This window comes from Ornithinibacillus jepli, assembly GCF_047228935.1.
Taxonomy (GTDB): domain Bacteria; phylum Bacillota; class Bacilli; order Bacillales; family Amphibacillaceae; genus Ornithinibacillus.
In genome coordinates this window covers 267,678-279,837 of the sequence record NZ_JBFEGG010000003.1, presented here as the reverse complement: position 1 = coordinate 279,837, position 12,160 = coordinate 267,678, and the positions used below count along the sequence as shown (strand labels likewise).

Here is a 12,160-nt window from a genome sequence, read left to right as displayed (position 1 = left end):
TTTCCTGCACATGCTACAGGTCTTTCAGAAAAAAAGGTACCCTTCTTTTTCTACAAATATATGTACAGCTTTTAAATACATGCTAGAAAAAATCTTGTACCATTCCCAAGTAGTTCTTTTAAACCATTCTAGGAATATATTTTTATAAAAGAATTTAGGAGGGGTTATATGGGAGGAACGTATGTGGAAGTAGATTCTGGAATTGAGTTATTCGTACAAGATATCGGGGAAGGTAAGCCAATCGTATTTATACCAGGTTTCACGTTTACAACAGAAGTATTTGAAAAACAAGTTGCCTACTTTTCCAAAACAAATCGAGTAATTGTGGTGGATCCAAGGAGTCATGGGAGGTCTACTATGACAGTTCACGGTAATGATTATGTAACACACGGAAGGGATTTACAGAAAATATTCGTGCAACTTGATCTTTCTGATGTTACGTTAGTAGGGTGGTCATTTGGCTGTTTAACGGCATGGGAGTATTTTAAGCAGTATGGGTCCAATCGGCTTAAATCTGCTGTTTTAATAGATATGCCTCCAAAATCGTTATCAATTCAAACCGTGGATTGGGTAGAGGGATCGTTAGATGACATTGCTGCAATATTCAATAATTCGTTGCGAACTCCACAAGGGCAGCGGGAGTTTATTACTGCCTATATAACTGGCGTGATGATTCAGCGGGAGTTAATTGATGCTGAACTAACATGGTTAGTAGAGCAATCTATGAAAACTCCTTATTACATAGCTGGAAACCTCTTTGCTTCTGGAATGTTTTCAGACTACCGTGAAGCAGCAAAACAATTAAGTAAGGCGTTACCTACTCTTACTGTAGTTGCGGAGCATTGGGCAGAGACTGCAATAGCCTATACAAAAAAACTATCTCCACAAACGAAAATAGAAGTATTGGGTGGTCATATGATGTTCTGGGAACATGAAGAAAAGTTTAATAATATCCTGGAAAATTTTTTATACGATAAAAATACTGCCATTTCCAACTGATTCTGGAAATGGCAGTATTCTACTTATTATTCAATTCCTCCAACAGCTTAATAATCTCATTGTTTTGTTTTACCTGATTCTCACTATTTACTTTAATTTGGTGTATCCAAATCAAGATAAAGATAATGAGAACTAATGGAATTATAAATGCGATTAAAGAAAATAAAAAACCAATAATACCAATACTAGCCATTGTCATTACCCTCCTTATTGCAAGTTCCTATCTTATTCTACTTTTAGGACTATCGTATAGGAACCGTCTCCTTTTTCCCATTCACCGAAGACTTCGTAAATATATTCTCCAGACTCATCTGGAGCGGTTATTTGATGATCAGTAATCGGAATGTCGTTTGTCCTACCCGTATAATCCCATAAGTAAGCCGAAAGAGTAGGATTTCCTGAAGTCTCAATTTCTAATACACTGTTTTTCTCCACCGTAATGGGTTCCATTTCCTTCCCAATCTGATAGGGTGATGCCGCATCAGCAATAATCGATTCTGTCTGAAATAGTCCTTGTTTACTCCAGCTATAGCTTCCCCGCTTCATACTATGACTCGTATCTCCTATCTTCATCGAAACAGGTGGTGGACTACCAACAGAATTATAATTTGAACTGCAACCAGCCACTAAAATTAGTAAACAAACTAAGAATATTTTTTTCATCAGAACCTCCTTCACCTTCATAGACTGGATGATGTTTCTTCAGCCCATAAAATTTACATTACTAGATGAAAGTCTTCTCTAGCAGTTCTTTGTGGGCATCTGCTAATTCTAATATTGCAAATTCCTTCCTGTTTATAAGCTCCAGTAATCGATTTGCTTCATTCCATGCTAAATCATACATTTCCTGTGTAATGGTTCCATTAGCCCATGCTTCTTCCAGTTCATCCTCATCTAACACTATCACTTTTCCAGAAGGTAGGACCACAATATCTAAGAACAAATCATCATTATATGGGACACCATTTTCTACTCCATTTTCCAGATTAATATCAATGTACCATTGAACAACTTTACCAACCTCATTAAAGACAGTTGTTACGGCATAATGTTTATTTTCAGGAAATTGAAAGAGCCAAGTATACCCATCTTCTACTATACAAATCTTCTCGTCTTCATATGTAACGACTAAAGGCTCTATTACTTTTACCATATCAATTAACGTTACATACCCTTTAAAATCTTTAGCGTCTATATACTGCTGAGCGTATCTTCGTTCTACAATACGAGTCCAGTTTGAACGATCACCATATTTTCTTGTCAGCAAGCTACCAGGTCCTCTCTATTAAAAATGGCTACGAATTATATTATGTAATCTAGGACGTAATCTTAGAATAGGTAGTTTTCTACCGAAATGCACTCGATTTGTTAGTAGAATAACTTGTAAATCTACTTCCGGGTCAAACCAAATACTTGTGCCGGTGAATCCGGTATGGCCATATGCTTTATTAGAGAAGTAATCCCCACAAGATGAGTATGATGGACTTTTTAAAATCCAGCCTAAACCACGGTACTCCGAATCAAATGGCGTGTAATTTTTTCTTGATAGATGTAGAGCTGATTCGGATATAAGTTGCTTTCCATTATACGAACCATTATTTTCTATCATTTTTGCAAAATTAGCCAGGTCCTTAACTGGGGCAAACAGACCTGCATGACCACTTATGCCACCCATAAATTCGGTGTTATCATCATGAACGATACCAGTTTTATAGGCTTGTAGATTTTCATTATATTCCGTAACCGCATACCGTTCACTACCAAACGTAGGATTAAAGCCTGTGTCATACATTTCTAAAGGGGTAAAAAATTCTCGTTTAACATACTGTTCAAACGGCTCTCCGGTTACTTGTTCAATTACTTTATAAAGCGTAATTAGCCCAAGGTCACTATAAACGACTTTTTCACCTGTTTTATATACTAATGGCTGATTATATATACGATCTAAAACCTGCTCGGTATTCAATTTTCCCTTAAAATATTCGATATGTGCAGGTAGTCCCGATGTATGGGTTAATAAATGTCTTAGCGTAATATGATCTTTTCCTTCATTCGCAAAGTCTGGTAAGAAAAAGGCAACCCGGTCATCAAGTCTTACTTCCCCATCATCCATCAGTTTCAAAACGACTGGAAGTGTTGCGACAACCTTTGTTAAAGAAGCAAGGTCAAATACTGTATCGAGCTTCATTGGTGCTTTCTCGGGATAAACAACTCGATTACCAACCGCTTCTTGTAAAATGACATTACCCTTATGTGAAACATGGATCACCGCCCCCGGAATGTGTTCTACCACTATTTCTTTTTGTAAAAACTCTAGCACCTTTTCACGCATTATAACATCTCCTTTTTATAAGATTTATAAGTTTTCCAGACGTCAAAGCCTAACTTTTGGTAAAACTCTATAAGTCCAGTCCAATCAATGACTATATGATCAATTCCACGCTCTCGAAGAAAGGCTATTCCTGCTTGCACTACCGCAAGGCCATAGCCGTGCTTCCTTCTCTCCGCATCAACCCCAAGTGGACCAACACCACCAACATTTCCTTCAAAAAGTGGAGCCCAGTTCATATTTCCCATTATAATAGGAGAATTAGCATCATTTATCCGACAAAAACCAATGATATTTCCATCTTCCTTTTCCACGACAAACTCCCTTCCAGTTCCACCTTTATTAAAGTAATGAATGGCTTCAAGCTCCCATCTACCAGGGAAGCATCGATGTAGAAAGGCTAGGAAATCTTCTTTTTCCTCTTCTTGTAGGATGCTAAATTCTACGTTCGGGATATTTGGCAAGTGGACATCCTCTAATTCATCAAATGTTTTACTTAAATCAACCTCTGTTCCAACATACTTATAACCCCGTTTTTCGAACCAGTGAGCTGTTTCATCCTGTTCACTAGGAATTCCAGGAAAATATTGATACATATCTCGGCCAAGTAATATTTCGGTCAATCCTTTTTGTTTAAGTATTGCTTCTGCATGATTTAAAAGCTGTGTCCCAATACCTTTGTTTCGATAAGCAGAGTCTACTAAAATAGCCTGAATCCAACCAACATCATCACGCATGTTCACTTCTGTCTTTTCTTTTAAATACTTTACAATAACAAATCCCACTAAATTATCATTATCTTCGGTATCGACAACAATTCGCGAACCTTCAATTGAAATATTTTCATCATAAAAGCTATTTTGTTTAAATAATTCGGTCTGCATAGGGAATTTTTTTCCGATTTCTTTGTTCCATAATGCTACTAATTGCTCTAATCTTTCTTCTTGCCATGGCACAAATCTCATTCGGTTTCCTCCTCGTATAACAAAATAAGCCAACTCATGTGGAGTCAGCTTTTATCCTGCTTTTTCTTGCCATTCTTTGTTATGAAATCAATTGCATCTCGTGTCACATCAATATAGTTTACTGTTTCATCATATTTCAATGTAGCAACTCGCATGAATAAAATATCAATAACTTGTAATTGGCCGATACGTGATGAGGTCGCTCCACTACGGAAAGTTGGTTCTCGAGTTGCTGATGTGTATAGTCTAATATCTGCCTGCTCAGTTACTTTTGAGCTACCATATCTAGTTATGCTTATCGTTTTCATATTTTTTTGTTTTGCTAGTTCTAAAACCTTTGCCACTTCTTGTGTTTCACCTGAGAAGGAAATACCAACTACGACGTCATCTTCATCTCCATTAGCGACTAAAGTTGCGGCCATATGAATATCGGAAAATGCATAGACCGTCTTATTAATGCGAAGGAATTTTTGTTGTGCGTCTTTAGCAATAATTCCCGATGCACCAACACCTATAAAATGAATCTTTTTCGCGTTTAGAAGCAGTTGTACAGCTTTCTCCACTTCATCAATCCGAAGCAGTTCTGCAGTTTCTTTAATCGTTTGGATGCTGTTGTTCGTCATTTTATCAATAATGGATTGTAAATCTTCATTCGGCTTAATATCGCGAAAGCCTTCATCTACTGCGGTCTTCTGTAAATCGCCAGCAATTCGGAACTTTAGGTCTTGGAAGCCTTTTAAGTCTAACGATTTACAAAGCCGAATAACCGCTGCTCCACTCGTATCACTCCGTTTACCTAGTTCTTGCGCAGTTAACTTGATCGCCTCTTCCGGGTGTCCAATAATATAGGTTGCAATCTTTTTTTCCGAGGGGGGTAATATTGGTAACATCTCGGTTAACATAGTTAAACCCCCAGTCATATATGACATGCGATCAACTCACTTTCTTTTATATATCTTTTTTCATCACGTGGAACCTACGCGTAATTTCAAATCCAGTTTTTAAATATAAATATCCCGCGGGACTCTTCTCGCCAGTCCATAGGAACCAAGCATTATGAAGTCCTTCTGCTTTCATTTGAAATAAACATTCGTGAAGCAAAAGCTTCCCTAACCCTTTTCCTTGTTGATTAGGGTCAACACCAAAAGGACCGAATCGTTCCGGTATTCCTTCATATCCACCATACAAGCAAAAACCTACTAATTGTTCATGATGTCTGGCAATTAGTACTCTCTCCATCGGTAGAACTTCTTTCAAGCCTTCGCGAATTGCTCTACCCCAATCTGGATTAAATACGTTATTTGCAAATTGAATTACATCATATAAATCTTTATTTTCAGCGATGGAAAACGTATATCCTTCCGCTTCTCGTTCTTCTTTTAATTGCTTTATTTCATCTGTAACTTGATAATCTAGTAAATTACGATCCATTGCTACAGGTGAATACAGCTTTTGAAATCCTTGTTTTTGCAAAAATTGATAGCCACCTTGGTAAGTATCTTCATCGATACCTGGAAGGATATAATTCGGTGCGTACGATGCAAAAAACACGGCTTTTCGGTTATTTTCTTGGAAAAATCGTTCTACTTCCTGCATTAATGTTAACCCAATTCCTTGATTTTGATAATCCGGATCAACAAAGAAATACGTAATCCAGCCATTTTCTTCTTCAAGCTCTGTTCCTATCATAGGGAGTAATCTTCTTATTCCATACACACAGCCAACGAGATTTTCACCGTCAAAAGCTAGACATAATCCTTTTGGGTCAAAGTTTGCATCAAGTAAAACAAGGTTCCGAAATCTATTGGAAGTGATTGGGTCTTTCGGTAAGCTTCTGTTCCATAGTTTAACAATTTGCACTTCATCCCCATATTGATAGCTACGATACGTTATCATTTAAACTCCTCCTCTTGCTTCGGCGATTTCAATTGCCTTTCGAACAAAGCCATTTGCTACCTCAATAGCATCTTTCGCTTCTTTCAAGGTTACTTTTGCCTTTAGCATGACGATGGCAGGTTTCACTTCATTATTTGATTTCGTTAGTGCTTCCTTTGCCACTTCATAGGATACACCTGTAATGGTAGAAACAATACTTATAGCACGTTCTTGCAATTTAAGATTACTTACTTTCACATCTACCATAAGATTTTCGTAGACTTTACCAATTTTAATCATCGTTGTTGTTGTAAGCATATTTAAAATCAACTTGTGAGCAGTTGCTGCCTTCATTCTCGTTGAGCCAGTAATAACCTCTGGTCCTGTTTCCACTTCAATTTTCACATCTGCAATTTGACTAATTACCGCATTTTTATTACTGGTTAGACTAACTGTCGCTGCCCCTATTTTCTTAGCATATTTTAAAGCCCCTGCAACATATGGTGTCCGCCCACTAGCGGCAATCCCAACAACAACATCTATCTCTGTAAGACCACGTTCCGCTAAGTCATTCGCACCGAGCTCTTCACTATCCTCGGCACCTTCAACTGCTTTTTCAATTGCCTTCTTGCCACCAGCCATCACCGCCTGAACTAATTCTGGAGGTGTGCTATACGTTGGTGGGCATTCCACTGCATCTAATATTCCTAACCTACCACTTGTACCTGCCCCGACATAAAACAATCTGCCTCCATTTTTTAGGGAGTAATAGATTTTCTCCACAGCCTGCTCGACTTCTGGCAGCACTTGTTGAACCGCCAGGGCTACTTTTAAATCTTCGTTATTAATTACTGATAGTATTTCCGACGTGGACATATTATCAATCGTCATCGAATGTTCATTTCTCATTTCAGTAACCAAAGCTGATAATTTATTCATTCTCATACCATCCTATTTTGTTTCGTTTTGTTTGGTTTAGTAGAGGCGGTTTGGTTGATGTTTTAGGATAACAGTTGATGTTTTCCAAAACTTGGTGCTGTTTTCTAATTCCGGCCGATATCCCAGGATTACGGTCAATGTTCCAGATATTCGGTTGGTACCTTAAAATAATGGTTGATGATCTGACCATAACCGTTGAATTCTCTAACAAACAACAATCCTAGTAACCAACACTACAATACCCTCTACTACTCCTTCACGCCTCCCAAGGTCAAGCCTTTCACAAAGTGACGTTGGAATATAATAAATACAATGATCATTGGTATTGCGGCAATTGCTGCACCACTCATTAATAGTTTGAAGTCTGCTAGGTTTGCATCTTGTAATGTTTTCAGTCCTACAGGTAATGTATAAAGCTTCGCACTGTTTAATACGATAATTGGCCATAGGAATGAGTTCCACACATTCATAAATGTGAAGATACCTAGTGCTGCAAGTCCTGGTTTTGCTAGTGGGAGAACAATGCTCCAATAAGTTCTCCATTCACTTGCTCCATCAATTTTTGCTGCTTCGATCAGTTCATCCGGAATTGACATCATAAACTGACGCATGAGGAATACCCCAAATACCATCGATAAGTCTGGTAAAATTAATGCCCAGTGAGTATCCATAAGACCTAAATCACGAACCATGATAAACATTGGTACTAATGTTACTTGTGATGGAATCATCATAGTAGAGATGATAAGCCAGAATATGAGATTTCGACCTGGGAACCTCTTTTTGGCTAGAACATAACCTGCCATGGAATCAAGTAGTAATATTCCGATGGTTACAACAATACCGATGTATAAACTGTTGAAGAACCACCATCCCATTTGATTTTTACTGAACAAGCTAGTAAATCCTGAAAACGTATCTTTCACAATCAAGGACATAATCTCACGATGGTAGGCTTCTTGCTCAGCATCGCCTGATTTCTCTGCGTCTCTAGCTTTCCCCCAGTGTTCAAAGTATTCCGTAATACCAATCGGATACATTTTAGGGGGATTGGCATTAACATAAGATGTCGGTCGTTCTAATTCGTCATCTTGGTAACTTTTCAGCTGTAACGATGTACTAAATACCCAATACAATGGTAAAAGGGAAATAACTGCTGCAGCAGATAACAGGATGTAGACAATTAATTTATTGACTGTAAATCGTTTCTTCATGTATTTCCCCTCCTAACTTTTTCGATTTAAGACTTTGTATTGGAGTACAGATATGACAAAAATAATAAAGAATAATACGACTGATTGCGCCGCAGCTAAACCAAATTCAAAGTCTCTAAAACCAGTTTTATAGATTAAGTGTACTAATGTCTCGGTCGCATACCCCGGTCCCCCATTAGTCATAAGGATAATTTGTGTAAATACCTGGAATGATCCGATTGTACTTAATAGCGTTAAATAAACAGTTGACGGTGTTAACATTGGAATGGTAATTTTAATCCATTTCTGAAATGCATTGGCACCATCTATTGTTGCTGCTTCATATAACGAGTCAGAAATAGAACTCATAGAAGCCATATATAGAATAATTCCAACACCAAATGGAATTAACATTTGCATAATTATGATTGCCCAGAGTGCAGAATCCGTTTGACCTAACCAGTTAATTGGTTCCATACCTAATAGACCCATTACATGATTAAATAAACCAAATTCGTAGTTATACATCCAACGCCATACCATTGCGATAATAACCATGGAAGTAACGGTAGGTAAATAAAATGCTGCACGGAAGAAGTTCTGTGCAAATTTACCTAAGGAGTGAATTAATGTTGCTGCAATTAATGCTGTAATAACATTGAAAGGCACCGTAACTACGGTATAAATGGTTGTATTAAGTAATGCTTGCTTAAATGCATCACTTTCAAATACTTTTTTGTAATTATCAAACCAAACCAAATTATTCGCATCCATTATACGATACTCTTGAAAAGATAAAGCAAAAGCCCAAACTACAGGTATAGCAATAAACAATGTAAATAGAATTAATTTCGGGAGTAAAAAGAGATAGGCTGCATAGTTTTTACGCATCAATTTACCTGTTCTTTTTAAACTCTTACCAGCATTTTTTAAACGACCTGATAATTCCAAAATTCTCCCTCCCTGCTGTCTCCTAGAATATGTAAATACGTATTAAAGTTTTATAATTTTTGGTAAAAAGATGAATATACCTTGGGTCATCATCCTTTTTTCCTACTTTACCTAACAAAGCTAGTTGAGATCGTTTATCATCATTTTTTTCTGCTATCTTTACACAAAAAACACGATGAGGCTGCATATCTACTCTTCGTTAGCCCATTTCCCAACATAAACTATAAAAAGTCCAAACAAACCATATAAAATCCGGTAGACTTCGGGATCCCGAAGTCTACCAAACTTGCAATTATTCTCCTAGTAATGCTTCAACTTCCGGTTTCGCTGTAGCCATTGCTTCTTCAGCTGTTTTCTCTCCGTTGAATACTAGTTGTAGTTCACGTTGGATGATTTCATCGATTTTCTTCCATTCTGGATGACGAGGTAACATCACAACTTGTGAAGACATTTCCTGTGCACGAGCCATTTCTGGATTGTCTGCAAATGGATCCATTTCAGCTGCGCTAATACGTGCTGGGAAGATACCATATGATTTAGACATTAAGTATTGTTCATCTGTGCTAGAGATAGACTTCATGAACTCTGCAACAACTTCTTTTTTCGCATCACTTTCTTGTTTAAACATTGTCCAACCACCTACACCACCGATTGTTACAGGATCACCCTTTGAACCAGTTGGGTAGTTAGCTACCATGAAGTTTACTTCTGATCCTTGAGCAGAAGTAATTGCCCAAGTTGCCCAAGGCTCCATCGCTACAGTACGTTGTTCTTCATTTGCCCAAGCTTGATAAGTACCACCTACATCAGCACCACCCATTGAAACAGGAGCAGCTTCGTTTACAAGCTTAAGGTCAGCTAATTGTTGAATAGCTTCTATAGCTTCAGGTGAGTCAAATGTAAATTCAGATAAGTCATCACTTAGAGGTTGACCACCATTGATATAGAAGAATGGCCATGCTTCATAATATCCAGGTAGTATATAAGTTGAGAATCCATAAACATCGATTGTTCCGTCGCCATCGCGGTCAAATGTTAATTTTTCCGCTGCATCAACGAATTCATCCCAAGTCCATTCACCGTTAGCAGGTGGTTCAACACCAGCTTCTTCAAATAGATCTAAGTTAAGTAACATAGAGTGAACAGTTAATGAGTTTGGAATACCATACATTTTCCCATCAAATGTGTATGCATCTAAAGCATTTTCATAGAAATCACTTTTTTCTTCTTCAGTAAAGAAATCATCTAAAGGTTCGATTACACCTTGTTCTATGTGATCGATACTTACAGCACTACCACTAATGTCAACTGGTGCAATGTCTGGCCAAGATTGACCTGCAATATTAACACCTAATTTATCTGGCATTTCAGCCCAAGGTACTTGTACTAGCTCAATTTTTACTCCAGGATGAGCATCTTCAAATTCTTTAATTTTTCCTTGTAGCCAGAAGTATTGGTTACCTTTACCATCCTCACCAGATGTGTCACCTTCTTCTGCCCAACGAGGACCATCCCAAATTGTAATTGTTCCAGTCCAGTTACCGTCGTCATCCGTTGAACCTTCTGAATCATCACCACATGCACTTAGCACTAGTACAAAAGCTAATGCTAATAACATAAATGAAAATAGCTTCATTTTACCTTTCATTGTTTACTTCCCCCTAACAATTTTTTAATAAGTAATTGAAAAAACGATAGATGATTGCTTTAAGTAATTCACCCCCTTAAATTTCCCCAAGCTGCTTTGCCCATCATAACTTTGCGCTTAGCACCAGTAGCTTGTGGTAAATTATTGGTTCTTTTTTTCAAATACTGAAACCCAAGTAAAGCAAAAATCATTGCTTCCTTAGCATCAGCAGGCATGCCAATTTCATCCATTTTTCGTAAGGTAACTTGAGGAGGTAAACCCTGTTTAATTTCATTTATTAAAGTAGGGTTATAGCTTCCACCACCACTAATGTATACCTCGCCGATATGGTCAGACTCGATATGACGTTTAATCTCATTCTTTAGTGTAATAGCAGTTAACTTAGTAACAGTAGCCATTCTATCTTCCATACTTAACGATAGTTCATCAGCTTGATTCCAAAGTTTTTCAGCATATGAATCACCAAAAAGCTCTCTACCAGTTGATTTCGGTGGCTCGATATGATAGTAGGGCTCTTTCAATAATGTATCTAGCCAGTCTTGGTTGATATTTCCTTTAGCTGCAAGTTGACCATCTTTATCGTAAGTTAGCTTACCACTCGTAATTCTTCTAGCGAAATAATCGATTATCATATTTCCTGGACCGGTATCATATGCTTTGACCTGAGACTCATCGCAATCCTTAGGAAGAATCGTTAGGTTTGAGATTCCACCGATATTTACTAGTACTCTACCAATCTCTTGATTACGAAAAAGTAGATAATCAGCGTATGGTACTAGTGGAGCACCTTGCCCACCAACTGCCATATCTCTTGTACGAAAATCCCCAACAGTAGTAATTCCTGTTAACTCTGCAATTGTACTTATATCACCAATTTGTAATGTTGAAGTTACCAGATGTCCTGCAACATGTATTGCTTCCGGCTGATGGAAAATCGTTTGACCGTGGGAGCTAATAAAAGAAATGTCTTCTCTCCTAACCCCCGAGTCATCAATAACCTTTAAAGCTGCATCTGCAAACATCTTTCCAAGTAACATATTCATACTTGAAATCATCTGGATGCTCGCTTTATTAGGATCACATAGATGAAGAATTTCCTGCTTTACCTTGTCATCGTATGGAATAGAGTCAAAGTGCTCTAGCTTCAATTGAATCTCACTATTTACTTCGTCAATTTTTACTAATGCAACATCAATCCCGTCTAATGACGTACCAGACATGATTCCTACTCCGTATATAACGCTTTCTTCTAAAAGCATGG

Annotated in this window: 13 protein-coding genes; 1 reads left to right on the top strand and 12 read right to left on the bottom strand. The window is 37.7% G+C overall.

Annotated features, from left to right (window positions below; translation table 11 throughout):
- Positions 1-168 precede the first annotated feature (168 nt).
- Entirely contained in the window at positions 169-999 is an 831-nt protein-coding gene (locus AB1K81_RS13155; RefSeq protein WP_412977112.1) for an alpha/beta fold hydrolase, read from the top strand.
- A gap of 19 nt (positions 1,000-1,018) precedes the next feature.
- On the opposite strand, the gene AB1K81_RS13150 is transcribed toward AB1K81_RS13155, so the two are convergent.
- From AB1K81_RS13150 to AB1K81_RS13095, 12 genes are all read right to left on the bottom strand, one after another.
- A complete protein-coding gene (locus AB1K81_RS13150) occupies positions 1,019-1,192 on the bottom strand; it encodes a hypothetical protein (protein WP_412977111.1) in 174 nt (57 codons plus the stop codon).
- Between the two features lie 32 nt (positions 1,193-1,224).
- Positions 1,225-1,662 (bottom strand): hypothetical protein, encoded by a 438-nt coding sequence (locus AB1K81_RS13145; protein ID WP_412977110.1) that lies wholly within the window; start codon positions 1,660-1,662, stop codon positions 1,225-1,227.
- Between the two features lie 61 nt (positions 1,663-1,723).
- Positions 1,724-2,266, bottom strand: coding sequence for a ribonuclease FAU-1 family protein (locus AB1K81_RS13140; protein ID WP_412977109.1), 543 nt, complete (start codon positions 2,264-2,266; stop codon positions 1,724-1,726).
- 18 nt (positions 2,267-2,284) lie between these two features.
- On the bottom strand, positions 2,285-3,331 hold the full coding sequence (locus AB1K81_RS13135) for a serine hydrolase domain-containing protein (RefSeq protein WP_412977108.1): 1,047 nt from the start codon (positions 3,329-3,331) through the stop codon (positions 2,285-2,287).
- On the bottom strand, positions 3,331-4,293 hold the full coding sequence (locus tag AB1K81_RS13130) for a GNAT family N-acetyltransferase (RefSeq protein ID WP_412977107.1): 963 nt from the start codon (positions 4,291-4,293) through the stop codon (positions 3,331-3,333). The genes AB1K81_RS13135 and AB1K81_RS13130 overlap by 1 nt, the downstream gene beginning before the upstream one ends.
- 44 nt (positions 4,294-4,337) lie before the next feature.
- Complete coding sequence (locus AB1K81_RS13125) at positions 4,338-5,222, bottom strand: MurR/RpiR family transcriptional regulator (RefSeq protein WP_489685623.1); 885 nt, start codon at positions 5,220-5,222, stop codon at positions 4,338-4,340.
- A 19-nt stretch (positions 5,223-5,241) separates the two neighbouring features.
- Positions 5,242-6,189, bottom strand: coding sequence for a GNAT family N-acetyltransferase (locus AB1K81_RS13120; RefSeq protein WP_412977105.1), 948 nt, complete (start codon positions 6,187-6,189; stop codon positions 5,242-5,244).
- On the bottom strand, positions 6,190-7,113 hold the full coding sequence (gene murQ, locus AB1K81_RS13115) for an N-acetylmuramic acid 6-phosphate etherase (RefSeq protein ID WP_412977104.1): 924 nt from the start codon (positions 7,111-7,113) through the stop codon (positions 6,190-6,192). It abuts the gene before it with no gap.
- Between the two features lie 242 nt (positions 7,114-7,355).
- On the bottom strand, positions 7,356-8,321 hold the full coding sequence (locus AB1K81_RS13110) for a carbohydrate ABC transporter permease (protein ID WP_412977103.1): 966 nt from the start codon (positions 8,319-8,321) through the stop codon (positions 7,356-7,358).
- 12 nt (positions 8,322-8,333) lie between these two features.
- Entirely contained in the window at positions 8,334-9,251 is a 918-nt protein-coding gene (locus tag AB1K81_RS13105) for a carbohydrate ABC transporter permease (protein ID WP_412977102.1), read from the bottom strand.
- A 292-nt stretch (positions 9,252-9,543) separates the two neighbouring features.
- Positions 9,544-10,899 carry an extracellular solute-binding protein gene (locus AB1K81_RS13100; RefSeq protein ID WP_412977101.1) on the bottom strand — a complete coding sequence of 452 codons (1,356 nt, stop codon included), beginning with the start codon at positions 10,897-10,899 and terminating at the stop codon, positions 9,544-9,546.
- A gap of 68 nt (positions 10,900-10,967) precedes the next feature.
- A complete protein-coding gene (locus AB1K81_RS13095; protein WP_412977100.1) occupies positions 10,968-12,158 on the bottom strand; it encodes an anhydro-N-acetylmuramic acid kinase in 1,191 nt (396 codons plus the stop codon).
- Positions 12,159-12,160 lie beyond the last annotated feature (2 nt).

Bases quoted from the DNA above. Each gene is read 5' to 3' on its own strand.
- AB1K81_RS13125 (WP_489685623.1), bottom strand. From the start codon at position 5,222: ATGTCATATATGACTGGGGGTTTAACTATGTTAACCGAGATGTTACCA.
- AB1K81_RS13145 (WP_412977110.1), bottom strand. From the start codon at position 1,662: ATGAAAAAAATATTCTTAGTTTGTTTACTAATTTTAGTGGCTGGTTGC.
- AB1K81_RS13120 (WP_412977105.1), bottom strand. From the start codon at position 6,189: ATGATAACGTATCGTAGCTATCAATATGGGGATGAAGTGCAAATTGTT.
- AB1K81_RS13100 (WP_412977101.1), bottom strand. From the start codon at position 10,899: ATGAAAGGTAAAATGAAGCTATTTTCATTTATGTTATTAGCATTAGCT.
- AB1K81_RS13095 (WP_412977100.1), bottom strand. From the start codon at position 12,158: ATGCTTTTAGAAGAAAGCGTTATATACGGAGTAGGAATCATGTCTGGT.
- AB1K81_RS13135 (WP_412977108.1), bottom strand. From the start codon at position 3,331: ATGCGTGAAAAGGTGCTAGAGTTTTTACAAAAAGAAATAGTGGTAGAA.
- AB1K81_RS13110 (WP_412977103.1), bottom strand. From the start codon at position 8,321: ATGAAGAAACGATTTACAGTCAATAAATTAATTGTCTACATCCTGTTA.
- AB1K81_RS13150 (WP_412977111.1), bottom strand. From the start codon at position 1,192: ATGGCTAGTATTGGTATTATTGGTTTTTTATTTTCTTTAATCGCATTT.
- murQ (WP_412977104.1), bottom strand. From the start codon at position 7,113: ATGAGAATGAATAAATTATCAGCTTTGGTTACTGAAATGAGAAATGAA.
- AB1K81_RS13130 (WP_412977107.1), bottom strand. From the start codon at position 4,293: ATGAGATTTGTGCCATGGCAAGAAGAAAGATTAGAGCAATTAGTAGCA.
- AB1K81_RS13155 (WP_412977112.1), top strand. From the start codon at position 169: ATGGGAGGAACGTATGTGGAAGTAGATTCTGGAATTGAGTTATTCGTA.